This window comes from Bradyrhizobium sp. BR 1433 (assembly GCF_051547665.1).
GTDB classification, from domain to species: domain Bacteria; phylum Pseudomonadota; class Alphaproteobacteria; order Rhizobiales; family Xanthobacteraceae; genus Bradyrhizobium; species Bradyrhizobium australafricanum.
Genome location: NZ_JBPUGG010000001.1, coordinates 6,290,660 through 6,310,398, shown reverse-complemented (window position 1 = coordinate 6,310,398; position 19,739 = coordinate 6,290,660). Strand labels below are relative to the sequence as shown.

Annotated in this window: 19 protein-coding genes and 1 pseudogene; 9 read left to right on the top strand and 11 right to left on the bottom strand. The window is 64.5% G+C overall.

Annotated elements, in window-relative coordinates:
- Positions 1-39: 39 nt before the first annotated feature.
- Positions 40-1,785 carry an ABC transporter ATP-binding protein/permease gene (locus ACSKB9_RS30410; protein ID WP_438077715.1) on the top strand — a complete coding sequence of 582 codons (1,746 nt, stop codon included), beginning with the start codon at positions 40-42 and terminating at the stop codon, positions 1,783-1,785.
- A 169-nt stretch (positions 1,786-1,954) separates the two neighbouring features.
- On the opposite strand, the gene ACSKB9_RS30405 is transcribed toward ACSKB9_RS30410, so the two are convergent.
- The 5 genes from ACSKB9_RS30405 to ACSKB9_RS30385 all read right to left on the bottom strand — a co-directional run bounded on the left by ACSKB9_RS30405 (position 1,955) and on the right by ACSKB9_RS30385 (position 7,242).
- On the bottom strand, positions 1,955-2,950 hold the full coding sequence (locus ACSKB9_RS30405; protein ID WP_057018099.1) for a TorF family putative porin: 996 nt from the start codon (positions 2,948-2,950) through the stop codon (positions 1,955-1,957).
- Between the two features lie 394 nt (positions 2,951-3,344).
- Complete coding sequence (locus ACSKB9_RS30400) at positions 3,345-3,755, bottom strand: histone (protein ID WP_076827546.1); 411 nt, start codon at positions 3,753-3,755, stop codon at positions 3,345-3,347.
- Between the two features lie 214 nt (positions 3,756-3,969).
- The gene (gene glcF / locus ACSKB9_RS30395) at positions 3,970-5,286 is read right to left on the bottom strand and encodes a glycolate oxidase subunit GlcF (protein WP_438077712.1); all 1,317 of its coding nucleotides are present in this window, start codon (positions 5,284-5,286) and stop codon (positions 3,970-3,972) included.
- Positions 5,283-6,521 (bottom strand): FAD-binding protein, encoded by a 1,239-nt coding sequence (locus ACSKB9_RS30390; RefSeq protein ID WP_438080468.1) that lies wholly within the window; start codon positions 6,519-6,521, stop codon positions 5,283-5,285. Before ACSKB9_RS30390 ends, glcF begins: the two co-directional genes overlap by 4 nt.
- On the bottom strand, positions 6,442-7,242 hold the full coding sequence (locus tag ACSKB9_RS30385; RefSeq protein WP_438077710.1) for an ArsR/SmtB family transcription factor: 801 nt from the start codon (positions 7,240-7,242) through the stop codon (positions 6,442-6,444). Before ACSKB9_RS30385 ends, ACSKB9_RS30390 begins: the two co-directional genes overlap by 80 nt.
- 196 nt (positions 7,243-7,438) lie before the next feature.
- On the opposite strand from ACSKB9_RS30385, the gene ACSKB9_RS30380 reads away from it, so the two are divergent.
- Entirely contained in the window at positions 7,439-7,921 is a 483-nt protein-coding gene (locus ACSKB9_RS30380) for a putative quinol monooxygenase (protein ID WP_225162242.1), read from the top strand.
- Between the two features lie 143 nt (positions 7,922-8,064).
- On the opposite strand, the gene ACSKB9_RS30375 is transcribed toward ACSKB9_RS30380, so the two are convergent.
- Positions 8,065-9,210, bottom strand: a complete 1,146-nt coding sequence (locus ACSKB9_RS30375) for an acyltransferase family protein (protein ID WP_438077707.1) — start codon at positions 9,208-9,210, stop codon at positions 8,065-8,067.
- Between the two features lie 320 nt (positions 9,211-9,530).
- On the opposite strand from ACSKB9_RS30375, the gene ACSKB9_RS30370 reads away from it, so the two are divergent.
- Positions 9,531-9,944 carry a hypothetical protein gene (locus ACSKB9_RS30370; RefSeq protein WP_438080466.1) on the top strand — a complete coding sequence of 138 codons (414 nt, stop codon included), beginning with the start codon at positions 9,531-9,533 and terminating at the stop codon, positions 9,942-9,944.
- A gap of 124 nt (positions 9,945-10,068) precedes the next feature.
- Here the strand turns inward: ACSKB9_RS30370 and ACSKB9_RS30365 are convergent, their stop codons facing one another.
- Positions 10,069-11,562, bottom strand: coding sequence for an FAD-linked oxidase C-terminal domain-containing protein (locus ACSKB9_RS30365; protein WP_018269765.1), 1,494 nt, complete (start codon positions 11,560-11,562; stop codon positions 10,069-10,071).
- Between the two features lie 235 nt (positions 11,563-11,797).
- On the opposite strand from ACSKB9_RS30365, the gene cycA reads away from it, so the two are divergent.
- Positions 11,798-12,190 (top strand): cytochrome c-550 CycA, encoded by a 393-nt coding sequence (gene cycA / locus ACSKB9_RS30360; RefSeq protein ID WP_018269764.1) that lies wholly within the window; start codon positions 11,798-11,800, stop codon positions 12,188-12,190.
- Positions 12,191-12,279: 89 nt separating this feature from the next.
- Here cycA and poxB read toward each other — a convergent pair.
- A pseudogene (poxB, locus tag ACSKB9_RS30355) lies at positions 12,280-13,954 on the bottom strand (ubiquinone-dependent pyruvate dehydrogenase).
- Here poxB and ACSKB9_RS30350 point away from each other — a divergent pair.
- Entirely contained in the window at positions 13,877-14,062 is a 186-nt protein-coding gene (locus ACSKB9_RS30350) for a hypothetical protein (RefSeq protein ID WP_438080658.1), read from the top strand. The pseudogene poxB and the gene ACSKB9_RS30350 overlap by 78 nt on opposite strands.
- A gap of 66 nt (positions 14,063-14,128) precedes the next feature.
- On the opposite strand, the gene ACSKB9_RS30345 is transcribed toward ACSKB9_RS30350, so the two are convergent.
- Complete coding sequence (locus ACSKB9_RS30345; RefSeq protein WP_438077705.1) at positions 14,129-15,091, bottom strand: alpha/beta fold hydrolase; 963 nt, start codon at positions 15,089-15,091, stop codon at positions 14,129-14,131.
- Positions 15,092-15,449: 358 nt separating this feature from the next.
- On the opposite strand from ACSKB9_RS30345, the gene ACSKB9_RS30340 reads away from it, so the two are divergent.
- Positions 15,450-15,626, top strand: coding sequence for a hypothetical protein (locus tag ACSKB9_RS30340; RefSeq protein WP_018269760.1), 177 nt, complete (start codon positions 15,450-15,452; stop codon positions 15,624-15,626).
- Between the two features lie 97 nt (positions 15,627-15,723).
- On the opposite strand, the gene ACSKB9_RS30335 is transcribed toward ACSKB9_RS30340, so the two are convergent.
- Together ACSKB9_RS30335 and ykgO are read right to left on the bottom strand one after the other, a co-directional pair.
- Complete coding sequence (locus ACSKB9_RS30335) at positions 15,724-16,314, bottom strand: tetratricopeptide repeat protein (RefSeq protein ID WP_438080465.1); 591 nt, start codon at positions 16,312-16,314, stop codon at positions 15,724-15,726.
- Between the two features lie 200 nt (positions 16,315-16,514).
- Positions 16,515-16,640, bottom strand: a complete 126-nt coding sequence (gene ykgO, locus ACSKB9_RS30330) for a type B 50S ribosomal protein L36 (protein ID WP_002718645.1) — start codon at positions 16,638-16,640, stop codon at positions 16,515-16,517.
- Between the two features lie 470 nt (positions 16,641-17,110).
- Between ykgO and ACSKB9_RS30325 the strand changes: the two genes are divergently transcribed.
- The 3 genes from ACSKB9_RS30325 to ACSKB9_RS30315 all read left to right on the top strand — a co-directional run bounded on the left by ACSKB9_RS30325 (position 17,111) and on the right by ACSKB9_RS30315 (position 19,739).
- On the top strand, positions 17,111-17,995 hold the full coding sequence (locus ACSKB9_RS30325; RefSeq protein WP_438077701.1) for an amidohydrolase family protein: 885 nt from the start codon (positions 17,111-17,113) through the stop codon (positions 17,993-17,995).
- A 164-nt stretch (positions 17,996-18,159) separates the two neighbouring features.
- Positions 18,160-18,999, top strand: coding sequence for a dienelactone hydrolase family protein (locus tag ACSKB9_RS30320; RefSeq protein ID WP_438077699.1), 840 nt, complete (start codon positions 18,160-18,162; stop codon positions 18,997-18,999).
- A complete protein-coding gene (locus tag ACSKB9_RS30315; RefSeq protein WP_438077697.1) occupies positions 18,996-19,739 on the top strand; it encodes a haloacid dehalogenase type II in 744 nt (247 codons plus the stop codon). The genes ACSKB9_RS30320 and ACSKB9_RS30315 overlap by 4 nt, the downstream gene beginning before the upstream one ends.

Below are 19,739 nucleotides of genomic sequence, written 5' to 3'. Positions count from 1 at the left end.
TTCAGGCCTTTGCGGCCCCTTCCCCGGAGACGATAATCTGTGAACAACATTCGCTCGACGCTCGCGACGGTGTGGCGCATCGCCTCGCCTTATTTCAACTCCGAGGACAAATGGGCCGGCCGGGGGCTGCTTGCGGCGGTCATCGCGATCGAACTGGCGATCGTGGGCATCAACGTTCTGATCACGCAGTGGAACAACCGCTTCTACAACGCGCTGCAGGAACGCAATTGGGATTCCTTCGTCAGCGAGATCATCTATTTCTGCGTCGTCGTCGCGTTCTTCATCCTGCTGGCGGTCTACCAGCTCTACCTCAATCAATGGCTGCAGATCCGCTGGCGGCAATGGATGACCACACACTATCTCGGGGACTGGCTGCATCACGCCAATCACTACCGGATGCAGCTGCAGGGCGACGCTGCCGACAACCCCGACCAGCGCATGACCGACGACGTCAAGCTGTTCGTCGATCGCACGCTCACGCTCGGCCTCGGCCTGTTGAGCTCGGTCGTCACGCTGGCGTCTTTTCTCACCCTGCTGTGGGGCCTTTCCAATGAGGCACCGCTGCACCTGTTCGGCACGGAATATTCAATTCCCGGCTACCTTGTCTGGTGCGCGCTGATCTACTCGGTGCTCGGCACCGTGCTGACCCATCTGATCGGCTGGCCGCTGGTCGGCATCGATTTCAAGCAGCAGCAATATGAAGCCGATTTCCGCTTCAACCTGGTGCGCGTGCGGGAAAACTCCGAGCAGATCGCGCTGCTGCAGGGCGAACCGGCCGAGCGCGAGCGCCTGCGCGTTCGCTTCGGACGCGTGGTGGAGAACTGGATCGCCCTCATGAACCGGACCAAGAAGATCACCGCGTTCACGGCGAGCTATAATCAGGCCTCGGTGATCTTCCCCTATGTGCTGGTGGCGCCGGCCTACTTTGCGCAAAAGATCCAGCTCGGCGGCATGATGCAGACCGCATCGGCGTTTTCGAACGTCCAGGGCGCGTTCTCGTACTTCGTCAGCATCTATCGTCAACTGGCCGAATGGCAGGCCGTGGTGAACCGGCTCGATGGATTCGAGGCAGGGATCGCGGCGGCATCAAACCTCGCCAAGCGCGACGACCGAATTCATGTCACGGCGACGCCGGGCGACGGCGCCGTCAGCCTAGAAAACCTGGTGCTGCGGCTGCCGGACGGCACGCCGCTGCTGAACGCGGACCGGTTCGGCTTCCGCAAGGGCGAGCGCACGCTGATGACCGGCCCCTCCGGCGCCGGCAAGTCGACGCTATTCCGCGCGATCGCCGGCATCTGGCCGTTCGGCGACGGCGCGGTCGAGATCCCGGCCAATGCCAGCCTGATGATGCTGCCGCAACGTCCCTATCTGCCGATCGGCTCGCTGCATGACGCCGTCGTCTATCCGGGCGAGGCCAGGCAATTCGATGCGGGACGGGTCCGCGAGGTTCTCACCGCCGTCGGACTGCCGCAGCTTGCGTCGCGGCTCGAGGAACAGGCGCACTGGAACCGGATGCTGTCGCTCGGCGAGCAGCAGCGGCTCGGCATCGCGCGGGCGCTGCTGCATGCGCCGCAGTTCCTGTTCCTCGACGAGGCGACGGCCTCGCTCGACGAGCCGGCGGAAGCCGCGCTGTACAGGCTGGTTGCCGAGAAGCTGCCCGGCACCACGGTGGTTTCGATCGGCCACCGCTCGACGCTCGACACCTTCCATCAGCGCAATGTCACGCTGGTCCGCGACGGCGACCGCTTCATCCTGCGCGACGCGGTCAAGGTCGCCGCGTCGTAAACGGCATTAGGGGTCAGCCGCGGCCACGGCTTACAGCTGACCCCGGCGGGCAGCCCACAGGTCTCGCGAGCGCCTTTAGCTATTGTCCGCCTTGTGCCGATCAGACCTGTCCGCAAAAACAAAAGGGGCGGCAGATTGCTCTGCCGCCCCTCGATCCCCGGAGGAGAGATTACTTCAGGTTGGACATCGCGGTCAGGTCGACCGAGAGCTTGGCGATGCCGGCCGCGCCGCACCAGTTGGAGCTCGTGCCACCCGGATTGATCGGGGTGACGGCAGTGGTTCCGCCCGCGGTGAAGTCGCTGGTGAAGGCGCTGCAATCACCCTTCGACATGTCGGTGTCGGAGTAGCGCAGATCGAGCGTGAACACCTTGTAGGTGAAGCCGATGCCGATGTTCCAGGTGTTGTAGTCGGCATACTTGATGCCGTTCGGAAACGCCGGGACGCCGTAGAAGCTGTCGGAGGTGCCGAGCCACTGCCGGCCGAACTCACCCGACACGTACATGCCGACGCCGCTGCTGCCGAACACGGTGCTCGGCGCAGTGTACTTGCCGATGATCGAGGAGTAGTTGCCCCAGGCGCCGGTGTTGAGGAAGTTCGGCGAGTAGTATTCGTTGATGGTGAACGCCCAGTTGTCGTTGATGGTCCAAGTCGCCTTGCCATAGACTTCGAAGAACGAGACGTCCTTCTTCATGACGGCGAGGTTGGTGAGGGTGTTGGCCTGGCAGTCGGCGCTCAGCGGATTGCCGGCGAAGTCGGCCACCGCACCGCCGCCGTAGTAGCAGGTCCCGCCCGGATACAGGTAACCCCAGACACCGATGTCGAAGGCGAAGGCGCCGAAGGTCGGGCGGATACCGCCGTAGACGTCGACTTCAGCCGCGGCGCGGTTGGCGAAGGAGATGCTTTCGGTCGACGTACCGACGTACAGCTGCAGGTCCTTGCTGACGTTGTAGCGCGGCTCGAAATAGGCGGTGACCGACGGATTGTGGTTGGACTGGGTGACGCCGCGGAAGATGTAGTCGCTCATGATGCCGGCGCCAAAGGCGATGTCCCACGGGTCGAAGGGAGCCGGCGGCGGCGCCTTGACGGCCTTCACCGCCATGTCAGCTGCCATTGCCGAGCTCGAAATCATTGCTAGCGCCGTTGCTAACAAAGCCAGTTTCTTCATGACGATCCCCATCTACTTTTCCAGACAGCCCGGCTCCGGTGGCCCCCCAGGGCGCGCGATAACGGACTGCAGCTAAATCGCGTGTGGCCAATCTGAGGCTCGTGCACGGTACCGTGAAGCCAAAAAGACATGCATGTGCCGCCTTTTTAGGCGTTCTAGCCATCTTGCCGCATGTTGACTTGCGGGTGTTGCATTTGCACCACAAGACTGCTGCTCCCGCACCGGTTGAACGGGTCATCCGGACAGGGAAACAGCAACAGTCGGCGCGGCGGAAGAGCATCGGCGCGAATCGCCGTGCCCGTGAAAGCACGGATCGTCACCGCACCTACGGAAGAAGCCGCAGCGTGGCGCGCTGCGGCTTCGATCAATTGAACCTCGACAATGTGGCAGCGGCCTAGTGGTGCTCGCCCCCGTCGGCCGACCCGGCAATCCAGCCCGGCGCCGGTTCGTGGCTCGGTGTGGCCCAGCTCGGCGCCGGCTGCGGCTCGGGCGCCGGAGGTGCTGCGACCGGAGCGGCCGGCTTCGGCGCGGCAGCCTTCTTCGGAGCAGCGGCCTTCTTCGGCGCGCTCTTCTTGGCAGCGGCTTTCTTCGCAGCCTTCTTCGGCGCAGCCTTCTTGGCGGCTTTCTTTGCCGTTTTCTTTGCAGCTTTCTTGGCCGACTTCTTCGCCGATTTCTTTGCAGCCTTCTTGGCGGATTTCTTCGCAGCCTTCTTGGCCGACTTCTTCGCGGACCTCTTCTTCGCCGCTACCACCTTCTTGGCCTTTTTGGCCTTCTTGCTTTTCTTCGCCTTCTTCGACTTCGCCATCGTGGTCCTCCTGTTGCCGCTATCTGAGTCCACCGGGCGTATTGAAGTGATCGCTTGCCGGACGTTGGCTGCACCTCGAAGAGAGGCACCCTCCACTTCGCTTGTCGGGCATGATGGCCGCGCGATCGCTTCGCGTCTGTGGCAAGGAAGCGCCGGTCCTTCACGTTGCGTCAGGGCAAGGCTGAGGTCCGGATCATGCTCGAGTGGCAGTCGATCAATTCAATCCTGGCCGGGGACCTCCTGTCGCCCAATCGAGAAGCTCAATCGTGTGCACCACAGGAACTGACGTACCGCCGGCAATCTGAACCATGCAGCCAATATTGCCCGCAGCGATCATGTCCGGTTTGACAAGCGCAATATTGGCGACCTTGCGATCGCGCAATCTGCTCGCAATGTCGGGCTGGAGAATGTTGTAGGTCCCCGCCGAACCGCAACACAAATGGCTCTCGGGCACATCTTTCACCACGAATCCATTCTTGGAAAGCAATTCTTTCGGAAGTTGAGTGATTTTCTGTCCATGCTGCAACGAACAAGCGGAGTGATAGGCGACGGTGACGTCGCCTTTCTGTGTTGAAGGCGCGAGCTCGAGGCCAGCGAGATACTCGGTGATATCCTTTGCCAGCGCCGAGATTCGCTTGGCCGGCTCCGCGAATGTTTTGTCCTCGCGCAGCAGGTAGCCGTAGTCTTTGACAACTGTCCCACAGCCCGAGGTCGTCACCAGGATGGCGTCGAGCCCGTTCTGGTCCGCTTCCCTTTGCCACACCGTGATGTTGGCCCGCGCGCGCGCCAGCGCGTCGCCGTCCTGTCCCATGTGATGGGTCAACGCGCCGCAGCATTGCTCGTCCTTGACCAGCACCACCTCGACGCCGTGCCTGGTCAGGACATTGATCGCGGCCTGATTGATGCGTGGCGCCAGCACCTGCTGGGCGCAGCCCTGCAGCAGCGCGACCCGGCCGCGCCGCCGGCCGATCGGCGCAAACACGGTTCCCGCAGCCGGCCCCGGTTGCGGCAGGCCGCGCGGCGCGAGCGCCAGCATCGCCTTGATCCGCCGCAGCAGACCCGGGCTCGACGCACCGACCGATGGCGTCGGCAGCAATGCGGCGAACGGACGGGCGAGCCCGGCCAGGAACATGCTGATCCGGAATAGGCCCGGCCGCGGCAGCACGAGGGCGAGTACCCACCGCAGCAGCCGCTCGGTCAGCGGTCTCTGGTAATCCCGCTCGATCCGGACCCGGGCCTGGTCGACGAGGTGCATGTAGTTCACGCCCGACGGACAGGTGGTCATGCAGGCGAGGCACGACAGGCAGCGGTCGATATGCTTGACCACGTCGGCCGTCGGCGGCTTGTCCTTCTCCAGCATCTCCTTGATCAGGTAGATGCGGCCGCGCGGGCTGTCGAGCTCGTCGCCGAGCAGCACATAGGTCGGGCAGGTCGCGGTGCAGAAGCCGCAATGCACGCAGGCGCGCAGGATCTTGTCGGCTTCCTTGATGTCGGGATCGGCGAGCTGCGCCAGGGAAAACTCGGTCTTCATGCAGCCCCGCCTCGCATCATCCGGCCGCGGTTGAGGACGGACCTCGGATCGAAGCTCGCCCGGACCCGTTCACCGAGCGCGGCAAGCCCGGCCGCCTGCGGCTGGAACACGTCGACTGCCCGGCGCACATCCTCGGTGGCGCGGATCAGGGTGGCGTGTCCGCCGATCGCCTCGACCTGGCCGCGGACCAGCGTGGCCTGGGCGTCGGCGCCCGGCGGCACCGCGGCCCAGATCAGCCCCCCGCCCCAGTCGTAGATCACGTCGCCGCCGGTGGCGCGCGACAACGCCTGGCCCAGCGCGCCGCCAGAGGCCGGCGGGCAAACGATACGCCACACCGGCCAGGCCCCGAGCGCGCCGTTCGCCGCGAACGGCACCACGTCGCGCAGCGCACTCCAGATTGCGGCCGACCCGTCGTCGGCGAGGCTGTCGACCGTTCCATAGGACGAGAGCGTCTGGCTCAGCGAGGCCGCCCGATGTGCCGCCGACGCCGAAATCCCCTCGAGCCGCACCAGCGTGACCGGCTGGCCTGAGGCTGCAAGGCCGGCCAGCGCGCCGCCCCCGGTCCGCAACGCCGAACCCGGCAGATGCGCGGCGCCGGAGACGTCGAAGGGCGAACCCAGCGCCGCCGTCATCGCCTTGTTGGCGGTGACGTCGTCGAGCCCGCGCAGCAGCAGCGTCCGCTCGGCTTCCGGCTTCGGCATGACCTTAAGCGTGACCTCGGTCATGACCGCGAGCGTGCCCCAGGAGCCGGTCAGCAGCTTGCAGAGATCGTAGCCGGTGACGTTCTTCACCACCCGCCCGCCGGTCTTGAAGCTGTCACCGAACCCGGACACCGCGTGCGCCCCAAGCAGATGATCCCTGATACCGCCGGCCTTGATGCGGCGGGGACCAGCCAGTCCGGCGCCGATCATGCCGCCGATCGTGCCGGCGCCCGCGGTGCCGAGCAGCACCGAAATGTCCATCGGCTCGAAGGCGAATTGCTGGTTCTTGGCGTCGATCAGGGATTGCACGTCGGCGAGCGGCGCCCCGGCCTGCACGGTGATGATCAGTTCGTTCGGCTCATAGGAGGTGACCGCATTCAGCGCCGAGACGTCGAGCAGCGCATTGGTCGCCATCGGATGGCCGATGGCGCGCTTCGATCCATGTCCAATGACCTCAAGCGGCTGCTCGCTGGCGACCGCCGCGCGCACCACTTCCTCGACGTCTTTTGCGTCTCTGACCTTGAGCGTATCCACGCCATAGCCGGTAGCCAAATTCGGCTCCGAAATCAAATGCGCGCGCCGAACAAATTTCTGAATGCGAGGAGTCCGGCGTCGGTGATTTCGACGGAGCGGCCCTGCGGCCGGCGCCGGATCCAGTCCCGTTGCAATGCAAGGTCGGCAACCGCAGCCCCCGCCCGCCCGGCCAGATGCGGACGCCGCTCGCTCCAGTCGAGACAGGGCCGGCACAAGATCCGCCGGCTCCGCGCCGGCGAACGCAGGTCGATGCCGAGATCGCCGAGAAAGCACGGCCGCAAGCAGTCAGCTCGCCGGCCTCATGGTCGAGATTGAGATGGCCGCGATCCCGCATCGCGTCGGTGACGGCGACGCCGAGCTCGCCGGCAAGGTGGTCGTAGCAGGTCCGAGCCCGGCGCATCTCGGGATCGATGCGCGGCGGCGGCCGGGACGGGTGCGGATCGATCGCGGCAACCGCCATCATGCCCTCGAGCATCTGCGCAACCAGCGGCGTAGCCAGCCGGTAGAAGCGGCGCGGACCACGCCGCTCGACCTTGAGCAGCGCCCGCTCGACCATGCGCGAAAGGTGCCAGCTCGCGGTCTGGGGCGTCACGCCCGCGACCAGCGCCAGTTCGCTCGCAGTCTGCGGGCGTCCGTCCATCAGCCGCGACAGGATGCTGGCACGGCCGGGATCGGCGATCAGCCCGGCGAGTTCGGCAAGCTCCGGTGCGATGGTCTGCATGGCCGGCTCCGCATCGATCGAAATATGCCCCTTGCGCTTGTCGCACGTCATGCCGCTGCAACGCTTCGATCATGATCGAAATGTTCACGACATCGACAATTCGACCATCACCGAACTGGGACGCCGAACGATCGACTATCTCTCGCGTTGCGGTTCGGCCGGCAGGACGCTTGGCGCGAATCATCTGGACGCGAACATGAAACGTTCGGAAGTTTCGACCACGACGATGATCCTCACCCGACGATCGGCCATCGGCTCGTTCGCGATCATGGCGATCGCCGGCGTCTCGCCCTGGGCCGGATCGCAAGCTCGATCGGAGCACAGCAACGGAGGAATGCCAATGAAGCACTATGCGATGAGCACGAGAACCATCAGCGACGCGATCAACACGTCAGGCCTTCTGGTTGTGGCGCAATGGGAAGCCAAGGAGGGACAGGCCGACAAGGTGGCGGAAATCCTCGACGGCTTCCTGCCCGAGGCGCAGAAGGACCCCGGCACCAAGCTGTTCCTGATCGGCCGCGGCAAGGATAATCCGGCGCAATTCCTGTTCTACGAATTGTTCCAGGACGAAGCCGCGTTCAAGGCACACCAGGACAGCGCGGCTTTCAAGACCTACATCGCGGAGCAGGCGCTGCCGCTGCTCGCCAAGCGCGAGCGGTCGCAATACGCGCTGCTGTGAAGAAAAGCGCGGCGGGGAGGATGCTAGAGCGTTTTCGAGCGAAGTGGACCCGGTTCGCGTGAAGAAAACGCGTCAAAACAAGAAGCGAGAGCTTCGGTTCTGATTCAATCAGAACCGAAGCTCGTCCTTCCCGCCGGCGCGGGTCAGATCGACGCGCCGCTGTTGCCGAGCGTTGCGCGCAAGCCGGCCCGCTCGGGCGGCCTGCGCCAGAAGCCGACGATCGAGATCCGCGACAGCACCGCCGCCTCGAGGCTCTCGACCTGGGTTCGGAGCCGAAGCGCGCGTTTCTCGACGAGATGCCAGGACACGACGGCGACGCCGAAGGCGAGCGGCAGGCTGATCAGGAGGTTCAGATACCAGTGCTGGACCGGCGGGCCGAAGGTGGCGACGCATTGCTGGATGACGAAGCCGTAGAGATAAAGCCCGTAGGAGTAATCGCCTGACGAGACGATCCAGCTCCGCCGCGGATTCATCAGGCCGAGATAGCAGGCGACATAGGCGGCCGGCACGGGAGCCAGCGCGTCGCCGCGCCCGGTCGCCATGCCGGCGGCGCACAGCACCAGCGCCAGCAGGCACAGCGTGCGGTTGAACGGCACCTTGTCGCGCCAGAGGTAGAAGCCGACGCCGGCAAGAAAGCAGAACACCAGAAGGTGCGGGCGAAGCTGGATCGGCACCTCGTCCCAGCGGTAGATGTCGTAGACGATGAGCCCGATCTGGGCGATCACCATGAACCCGAGGAACGCCACCCGGTTGAAGCAAATCGTGAACACGGCGAGCAGCGCCAGGATGACGTAGCACCACAGCTCATACGGCACGGTCCAGAGCTGGGCGTTCACCAGATCCGGCAGCGGATTGTGCAGGAATACGCCCGGCAGCTCGTAATGGATGTCGCCGACGATATTGAGAAAATAGGCGTGGAATTTCGGATCGGCGACATATTGCGCCAACGGCAGCGCGGTGAAGACCGAACCGATGATGATTGCCGATAGCGTGGTTTCGACCGCGAGCGCCGGTCCGATCCGCAGCACGCGCAGGCCGAGGAAGGAAATCAGGCTCTTGCACCGGAGCAGGCTTGCGGTCACCAGGAAGCCGCTCAACGCAAAGAACAGCGCAAGGATCATCGCGACGCCGATGCGCAGCGTGCTCTGGATTTCCAGCGCGCGGCCGAGCCCGAGCGTCACGTTCGTGCTGTGCAGGCCAATGATCGACGCCGCCAGCGCGATCCGCATGTAGTCGAAACCCGCGGGCCGATTGCGCGAAAGCGCCAGCTGATCGGCCAGGCTGGGCATCGATGTGCTCCCGAAGACGTGCATCTGCGGAAAATACCGAGCAACAGTCTAAGGCCGTGTAAATGGGTCCGCGCTGTAATTGCAGCGACGCACGGGCGCCGGCCACCGCGCAAGGATCGGTTAAGGTTATCGGCCGGCTAGGGCGATCTGTCGAATCGTATCGACCGGCCCTCGCGCGTTGGTGGCTCTGGGCGCACGCTCACGCATGTTGGCCTCGGGGCCAATAGCTGACGTGGCTCCTGATGCCCTGGAAGCAGACTTGTTATCGTCATTCGGCAACCATTGATTTGATCGCGGCTCCGCCGGGAGAAACCACCACGATGCACATCAAACTGACAACCATCGCGCTGCTCGCGATCATCGCGCCGGGACAGGCGGGTGCTGCCATGCTCACCGACGCCGAGGCGACGTTCCTCGACCAGCTCGCGACCGCAGCCGCGGTGCTCGAACAACGATGCACCGGCTATGAGGCCAATGGTGCCGGCGGCGTTCAAACGGGCGCCAGACTTCTCGGCAGCCCCGACGCCGCGATGGCCATGATCAATGCGTTCGACGCGGCCATCAAGGCTCACGACGGCAATGACTACGATCCACGCAAATTCCGCCCCGAGGTGTCCGAAGCGGTCGGCAAGACCTTCAAGCGAGTCCGGGCGGCGTTGATCAGAGACCCGGAAGGGGCCTGCGCCGCCTATGGCGATAGCGGCGCGGCGTCGGGGCTGCTCAGACGGTACTAAAGCGCGATGAGATTGGGTTGAATCGTCATCGCGCTTTAGCTCTTTGTTTGACCATGATCTCCGCGCAAACGCGTTCCGCGTTTGTCGCGAGGGAAAACCGCTTCGCACTTTTCCGGATCATGCTCTAGAACCGCGGGATATCCGGGAAGGCCAGCTTGCCGGCGTGGACATGCACGCGGCCGAGTTCGGCGCAGCGGTGCAGGGTCGGAAACACCTTGCCGGGGTTGAGCAGGCCCTCGGCATCGAAAGCGCATTTCAGCCGCTGCTGCTGGTTGAGGTCGATCTCGGTGAACATGTCCGGCATCAGGTCGCGCTTCTCGATGCCGACGCCGTGCTCGCCGGTGAGCACGCCGCCGAGCTCGACGCAGCAGCGCAGGATGTCGGCGCCGAACGCCTCCGCCTTCTCGATCTCGCCCGGCTTGTTGGCATCGTAGAGGATCAAGGGGTGCAGATTGCCGTCGCCGGCGTGGAACACGTTGGCGACGCCGAGGCCGTATTTCTCCGAGAGGTCGCGGATCCGCGCCAGGGCCTTCGGCAAGGCGCCGCGCGGGATGGTGCCGTCCATGCAGAGATAGTCTGGCGAAATGCGCCCGACCGCGGGGAACGCCGCCTTGCGGCCGGCCCAGAACAGATTGCGCTCGGCCTCCGAGGTCGAGATCTGGCAGGAGGTCGAGCCGCAGCCTTGCGCGATCGCTTCGACCCGCTTGATCAGCTCGTCGACCTCGACCTGGGGGCCGTCGAGCTCGATGATCAACAGCGCCTCGACGTCGAGCGGATAACCGGCGTGAACGAACGCCTCCGCGGCGTGGATCGCGGGCTTGTCCATCATCTCCATGCCGCCCGGGATGATGCCGGCGCCGATGATCCGGGCGACGCATTCGCCGGCCGCCTCGACCTCGGCGAAGCCGACCATCAGCGCACGCGCCGTCTCCGGCTTCTGCAGGATGCGCACGGTGATCTCGGTGATGACGCCGAGCAGCCCTTCCGAGCCGGTGATGATTCCCATCAAATCATAGCCGGCATTCTCGGCCGACTTGCCGCCGATGCGCAGGATCTCGCCACTCATCAGCACGATCTCGCAGCCGAGCACGTTGTTGGTGGTCATGCCGTATTTCAGGCAGTGCACGCCGCCGGAATTTTCCGCGACATTGCCGCCGATCGAGCAGGCGATTTGGGACGACGGATCGGGCGCGTAGTAGAAGCCGGCATGGGCGACCGCCTGGCTGATCGCGAGGTTGGTAACGCCGGGCTCGGTGACGACGACGCGGTTGTCGAAGTCGATCTCGCGAATCCGCTTGAACTTGCCGAGCCCGAGCAGCACGCCGTCGGCAAGCGGCAGCGCGCCGCCGGACAGCGAGGTGCCGGAGCCGCGCGGCACCACCTTGATGCCCTGGCCCTGGCAATATTTGAGCACCTTCGACACCTGCTCGGTGGTATCGGGCAGCACCACGACCATCGGCGGCTGCCGATAGGCGGTCAGGCCGTCGGATTCATAGGCCAGCATCTCGGCGGCACTGTCGATCACGCCCTCGCCCGGGACGATTGCGCGCAAGGCGGCCGCGATTTCGGCGCGGCGAGCGAGGACGGCCTGGTCGGCCGCCGGCATCATGATGGACATCGTTGTTCCCTCGGCTGGGCTTTTGCCCTTCGCCGATTTGTTACGACAAATCAATCACGTCTGCACCTGTTTCAGTGGACCGGCCGAAGGTCGGATTGCCCCACCCCGCAATGGCGAGTTCTCTCTCGGACAAGCGGGCGGCCGCGAAACCTGTCAAAGTTTCGTGGCTTGTCCTGTCCAAGCCGGACATGCCACAAACGATCACTACCTCCCGGGACGAAACGAAGAGAACCCCATGAACCTAAAGACCTTGAGCGCGCTGGCGGTCGTCACATCGCTGGCTTCCGCATCCTCCGCGCTGGCGCAGGATGCCGCCGCCGGCAAGACCTCGTTCAATAAATGCCTCGCCTGCCACGCAATCGGCGAAGGCGCCAAGAACAAGGTCGGCCCCGAGCTCAACGGCCTCGACGGCCGCCATTCCGGCTCCGCGCCGGACTACAATTATTCCGATGCCAACAAGAATTCCGGCATCACCTGGAACAAGGAAACCTTCCTCGAATACATCAAGGACCCGAAGGCCAAGATCCCCGGCACCAAGATGGCATTCGCCGGCATCAAGAACGAGAACGAGGCCAACAACCTCTGGGCCTACGTCTCGTCGTTCGACAAGGACGGCAAGCAGAAGTAATCGGCGGTATCGGTCGCGCCGTCCGCCCGGCGCCTATGCCGGGGCGGACGTTCGACGGGGATGGCCTTTCTTCGAAACGCCATCCCCTTTCAGCGCGGCAACAGATTGGTCTTGGCGAGATCGACCACCTCGTCGCCGCGGCCGCTCATCACCGCGCGCAGCACCCACAGGCTGAATCCCTTCACCTGCTCCAGCGTAATGGTCGGCGGCATCGACAGCTCCTGCGTCGCGGTCACGACGTCGAGCACCGCCGGGCCGTCATGCGCGAGCACGTCGCGGATCGCGCCCTCGAGCTCGCCGGGATCCTCCACCCTGACGCCGTGAATGCCCATGGCGCGGGCCATTGCCGCGAAATCCGGATTCTTCAGATCGACCCCGGTCTCGATGAAGCCGGCGGCCTTCATCTCCAGCGCGACGAAGCCGAGCACGCTGTTGTTGAAGATCACGACCTTCACCGGCAGCTTGGCCTGCGTCAGCGTGATCAAATCGCCCATCAGCATGGCGAAGCCGCCGTCGCCGGACATCGACACCACCTGCCGGCCGGGCTGCGCCGCCTGCGCCCCGATCGCATGCGCCATCGCATTGGCCATCGAGCCATGCACCCAGGAGCCGACCAGGCGGCGGCGGCCATTCATTTTCAGATAACGCGCGGCCCAGATCGTCGGCGTGCCGACGTCGGCGGTGAACACCGCATCCTCGCTCGCCTGCTCGCTGAGCAGGCGCGCCAGATATTGCGGATGGATCGGCTTCTGGCCCGGCTTGCCGCGGGCGAGATCGTCGAGCCCGGCGCGGGCGTCCTTGTAATGCGCGAGGCTGGCATCGAGATGCTTGCGGTCGGTCTTCACATGGAGCTTCGGCAGCAGCGCGGCGATGGTCTCGCCGACCTCGCCGACGATGCCGAGATCGAGCTTGCAGCGGCGGCCGAGATTTTCGGGGCGGAGATCGACCTGCGCGATGTTGATGCCGGTCGGGAAGAACTGCTTGTAGGGAAAATCGGTGCCCAGCATCAGCAGCACGTTCGCAGCCGTGCATGGCGGCATAGCCGGAGGAAAAGCCGATGAAGCCGGTCATGCCGACGTCATAGGGGTTGTCGTATTCGACATATTCCTTGCCGCCGAGCGCGTGCACGATCGGGCTCTTCAGCGTCTCGGCAAACTTGATCAAGCCGTCATGCGCGCCGGCGCAGCCGCAGCCGCAGAACAGCGTGACGCGCTTCGCGCCATTGAGCAAATCGGCCAACGCATTCAATTCGGCATCGGCCGGACGCACCACCGGCGCCGGCGGCAGCAGGCCGGCATTCGGTGCGATGTCGCGCTTCGGCGCCGTCCGCATCGCGACGTCGCCCGGCAGCACCAATACGGCGACACCGCGCTTGCCGACCGCGGCGCGGATCGCGTTCTCCAGCATGTAGGGCAGTTGCGCCGGATCCGACACCAGTTCGCAATAATGGCTGCATTCACGGAACAGGTCCTGCGGATGGGTCTCCTGGAAATATCCGCCGCCGATTTCAGCGGAGGGGATCTGGGCCGCGATCGCCAGCACCGGCGTGCGGCTGCGATGCGCGTCGAACAGGCCGTTGATAAGATGCAGATTGCCCGGACCGCAGGAGCCCGCGCACACCGCTAGCGCGCCCGTGATCTGGGATTCGGCGGCGGCGGCGAACGCGGCCACCTCCTCGTGACGCACATGCAGCCAATCGATCGTGCCGCGCTTGCGCAACGCCTCGGTCAGGCCGTTGAGGCTGTCGCCGACGACACCATAGATGCGTTTGACGCCGGCCTGGGCAAGGGTTTCAGCGATGAGGTCGGCAATGTTGTCGATCCGCATGAGAGGTGTCCTTTGCTGCAATCCGAAACCGCGTGGGCTGCATGATGTTCGGCGCCACGCGGCGGCGCAAGCCTTGCCGGATCACATTCGCGCGGCGCAAAGGCGCGGCAGCTATTGCGCCGTCACCACGTCCGGCACCATCAGTCCGGCCATCGTCTCGATCTCGGACGCCACGAGATCGGGCGCGACGTATTGCACCATGTGGCCTGTGCCCGGCAGCACGATCAGCTTCGCGTTCGGCGCCGATACGGCGAGCGGCCGCGAGTGGATGCCGGTCGAGACCGTCTTGTCGACGTCGCCCGAAATGATCGACAGCGGCGCCCTGATCTCGGCATAGCGCGGGGCCTGTTCGACAACGGCCGCCTTCAGCGTGACGAGGTCGTGCGCATTGGCGATGAACTCGCGCGGCCGCAGCAGGAGCAACGACTGGCTGTCGCGGACGAAATCAGCCGGCACCGGCTGCGGCGCGAACACGCCGCGCGCAGCCGAATTGGCGACGAGGAGACCGAGCGGCAGCGTGATCGTGTGCGCAAGCAATGGCCCGATCAAAGGTGTCGAGATCACATCATTGTAGCGCCCGGCGCCGCCGCGCCACGGATAGGCGACAGGGGCGAGCAGCACGAGGCCGGCGACGCGGTCCGGATGATCCAGCGCAATGCGCAGGGCGAGTGCGCCGGCCCAGGAATGCGCCACGACGATGGCCCGCTCGACGCCGAGCCTGGTCAGCGCCTCCACGATCATCCGGCTCTGGATCGCGGGCGTCGAATCCGCGACGCGCGCGCGGGTGCTCCAGCCGTGACCCGGTCGGTCGATCAGGATCACCCCGCGCGCTTTGGCAACGCGATCGCCGAGCGGCTGCATCGCGCAGAGATTGGCGCTTGCACCATGCAGCATCACGACCGGCGGCCCGACCGCGTCGCGCGGGCCGAGTTCGACCACATGCAGCCGCGCGCCGGCTACATCGATCATTCGCCCCTGAGGCGGGAAGGCGCGCTGGATCAGCAGGGCGCCGATTTGCGTCACCAGCGCCAGGGCCAGCCCTGCGGCCACCAGCGCAATGATTGCGGTCAACATCGAGGGGATCCGAAAGGTCTTAGGCACCTGATTGGGCACCTGACAATTACGACGAAGCCGAAATCAGGTTTCGCGCGGATGTGCCCCCTGCCAGGGCATGCTCTTGTTCGGAAAGCCAATTGTCGATTTTCCGGCTCGCGCCCGGCGCGGAGTTGTCCACAATGCGCCCAGCCTGTGGATAGCGGGTTCATACCTGCGTCATTAGTCATTTCATAGATTGGCGGTGGCAATTTCGCCATCAGACGCGAGGCTTCATCGAAACCGGGACGCCACTGGAACGCTTCCTGGTTTGTACACAGTATCCACAGGAACCGGCGTCCGCATGACGAGTTCAACGGGAAGTAATCGGAGGAGTACCATGATTTCCGACCCTAGCGATGCGGCCATCGATCAGATCGTGGCGAGTTGCAATGGCGACCTGCGCGGCGCCCTGAAGGCACTGTTGCTGGTGAATGAGCACCTGGAGGCGGAGCTTCAGCAATTCTATGCTGCCGTAGCCCAGGACACCGCGTCCCGCGGCAAGTTCTTGCACTAGCCTCCTGCGCCGGACCGTACCGCGGGCAAGCATCAAGTTCGCGCGCAATGTGTCCATTCGCGGCCATCGCCCCACGATCGCGATCAATCGCACGCAATCAGATATCGCGGCCTTCGACCTTTTCGGTCAGCTGCTTGACGATCTGCGGCACCTTCTCGAGGTAGGGATCGACAGCCAGCGCCTTGCGGAAGGCGTCGAGCGCACGCTTGTCGTCGCCCATGTCCTGCATGATCATGCCGACGCCCGCCAGCGCGCCGAAATGGCGGGGTTCGCGGGTCAGCACCTGCTGCAAGTCTCCCAGCGAACGAACGTAATCGTTCTTCAAATAGTAGATCGTCGCACGCCGGTTCCAGGCCTCGACATAGTCGGGGCGGAGCTTGATCACCGCGTCCAGCAGCTTCAGCGCGACATCGACATTCTGGGCGTCGATCGCCGCCTTGGCGCGCACCATCAACAGCGCCGCAGTATCGCTCGGGGTTTGCAGCCACAGCGCCCAGATCCGCGCCTCGACATGGCGGGCACTGTCCTCGTCGGGCGCGGCCTTCAGCGCGCCGAACAGGAAATCCAGCCCGCGGGCCCGGTCGGCCGGCACCTTCGGCAGCTTGGTCGGAGCTTCAGGTAGTTTTTTCTGGGCCCTGGGCGGCGGGACCACGCGCGGATCGTCCTGCGCGACGGCCGCAACGGGCATGGCCAGAAGCGCGGCGATCAGGATCGCCAGCCGGCGGTTGGTGGGCACCAGGAACTGAATCCGAGATTTAATCCCATCGCCGAAGTCTAGACGCACAACGCCGCACTGCAAAGCAGCGCGGCGTCAAAGACCTGTGAAGGAAGGATCGGAATCGGCCGGCGATCCGGGCGGGATCAGCCTTGTCGATCAGATTTGTTGGATCAACCCTGGCGCGCCTTGAAGCGGCGCTGGACCTTGTTGATCACATAGACGCGGCCCTTGCGGCGAACCAGACGGTTGTTGCGATGGCGGCCGCGCAGCGACTTGAGCGAGTTACGGACCTTCATGGGACAATCCTGTTACTTCGAAAGGCCCGTGTTGGAGGCCGTACCTGATCAATGCCAACAATTGGCAAAATGGGATTTATCCCGACAAGCGGCCTGCCGCCCGGGACGGCCGGGTTCTAAGCCATCGGACCGTTAAATGTCAACCGAGATGGGCCGATTTTCGGGCCTGTCCCGGCCGGGAACCCGCGCCAGGCACCGCGCCACGCCATTGAGATCGCTTCGGAAACGGCGACGACCACCAATTATCCGGACCAATGTCGGACCCGCCGTCGCCTTTTGACGATAGCGCCACAGCCGCCGAATCGAGTTTTCGTCCTCCTCGCGCCCGCCCCGACCGTGACCGAACCGGACTTTGCGCCGGATTGAGCTCGGCGCGGGGCCATAAGCCTTCAACGCCACGGCGCTTGCGAAAATCGTTATATCATATAATTATTTTCCATCACCAATGAACACGCCGCCGGGGAAACCGAATGCCCAAGCTCAAACTGCCCGACATCGAAAAGGTCACCGCGATCGACATCCACACCCATGCCGAGGAGCCGTGCGGCATGCATGGCGACGACGGTTATGACGACTTCCAGGCGCAGATGGCCGACTACTTCAAGTCGCCGCACAAACATCCGCCGACCGTGCCGGAGACCGCGGCCTACTACCGCGCCAAGAACATCGCCGCGGTGATCTTCCCGGTCGACGCCGAGCGCGAGACCGGTTTCCGCCGCTACAACAATCACGAAATGCTCGAGGCCGCCTCCGACCATCTCGACGTGCTGATCCCGTTCGTCTCGATCGACCCGCACAAGGGCAAGCTCGGCGTCCGCGAGGCCCGCAAGCTGATCGAGGAATACGGCGTCCGCGGCTTCAAATTCCACCCGACCATGCAGGGCTTCTACGCCAACGACCGCATGGCCTATCCGCTCTATGAAGCCATCAATGACGGCGGCGCGATCGCGCTGTTCCACACCGGCCAGACCGGCGTCGGCTCCGGCATGCCGGGCGGCATGGGGATGCGGCTGAAATATTCCAACCCGATGTATATGGACGACGTCGCGGCCGATTTCCCCGACCTCAAGATCATCCTCGCGCATCCCTCCTTCCCCTGGCAGGAAGAGGCGCTGTCGGTCGCGACCCACAAGCCGAACGTCTATATCGACCTGTCCGGCTGGTCGCCGAAATACTTCCCGCCGATCCTGGTGCGCTACATCAACTCGATCCTGCAGGACAAGATGCTGTTCGGCTCCGACTGGCCGGTGATCACGCCGGACCGCTGGCTCGCCGACTTCGCCAAGCTCGACATCCGCGAGGAGATCCGGCCGAAAGTCATGAAGGCCAACGCGCGGAAGATTTTGGGCATCTAAGGCATGATCCGGAAAAGTGCGAAGCGGTTTTCCCTCGCGACAAACGCGGAACGCGTTTGCGCGGAGATCATGGTCAAACAAGGAGATGAGATCATGATGCGATTCCGTGGAAGCGCATCATGATCTAAGGGAGTATTGTCGGCGGCAAGCTTCGGAGGTGGTTCATGACGAACTTCACCGGACTTGCCACCTTCTCCGCACTCCTGATCGGAAGCGCAGGGCTCTGCTGCGCGGCACGCGGCGGGCAGCCGCCCGCGTTCGTCGAATTCGAGAGCCCGCTTGCAAGTGCGCAGCCGCTGCAAGGCTATCTGCGAACACCCGATGGACCGGGCCCCTCGCCCGCCGTGGTGCTGCTGCACGGCTGCGGCGGCTTCTTCAAGCAACTCGACGAACGCTGGGGCAAGCGGCTGGCGGCCTGGGGCTATGTCACGCTCACGGTCGACCGGTTCGGGCCGCGCGGCATCACCAGCGCCTGCACGGGCGGTGCGCCGGCCGCAACCGTCCATGACGCCTATCGTGCGCTGAGCTATCTCGCGCGGCAATCGGCGGTCGATCCCGATCGCGTCGCGGTGGTCGGGTTCTCGCAAGGCGCCTGGCTCGCCCTGCTCTCGGTCGAGCGTGGCGCGATCGAACATAACGCGGCAGAGAAATTCCGCGCGGCCGTCGCGTTCTACCCGCCCTGCCTCAGCATCAAGGGCGACATGACGGTGCCGACGCTGATCATGGTCGGCGAGCTCGACGACTGGACGCCGGCCAAGGAGTGCCGGACCCTGGCCGAGGGCCGCGACGACTACGGCATCTCCCGGCAGAATAGTGCGGGACACCCGATCGAGCTGATCGTCTATCCCGGCGCCTATCACGGTTTCGACGTGCCACATTACAGCACGCCAGTGCAGATGCTGGGTCATCACCTCGAATTCAACGAGGTGGCCAGGGATCAATCCATCGACGCACTCAGGAAATTCCTGTATGCGACAATCGGCGGGCAAGAGAGATCACAATGACCATCAAGGCAATCGTCTTCGACGCCTACGGCACGCTCTACGACGTCCAGTCGGTGGCCGACGTCACCGAGGATGCGTTTCCCGGCTACGGCGACATCATCACGCAGATCTGGCGCATCAAGCAGCTCGAATACTCCTGGCTGCGTTCGCTGATGCGGCGCTACCAGGATTTCGCCGTCGTAACCCGCAACTCCCTCGCCTACACGCTGCGCTGCCTCGGCCTGCAATATGACGCCGCGACCTTCGCCCGCATCATCGACAAATATCAGCATCTGGCGCTGTATCCGGATGCGCTCGCCGCGCTCGAGGCGATGAAGGACAAGAAGCTCGCGATCCTGTCCAACGGCAGCCCTGACATGCTGAATGCGCTGGTGCGCAATTCAGGCCTCGACCGCGTGCTCGATGCCACCATCAGCGTCGATGCCCACAAGGTGTTCAAGCCGGCGCCCGAGGCCTACACGCTGATCGAGGAGGTGCTGAAAGTACCGCCGGCGGAGGTGCTGTTCATCTCCTCCAATCCGTGGGACGCCTGCGGTGCCAAGTCGTTCGGCCTCAACGTCGCCTGGATCGAGCGGGTGACGCCGCAAGCGATGGCGCTGGCCTGCGTCGAAAGCGAGACGGTCGCCCCATTGACGATGTTCAAGGCGCTACGTACCCAGATGGACGAGCTCGGCGTCGTGCCCGATCACCGGATCCACGGTCTCTCCGAACTTCCCGCCCTGGTGTCTGCAAGGTCCTGA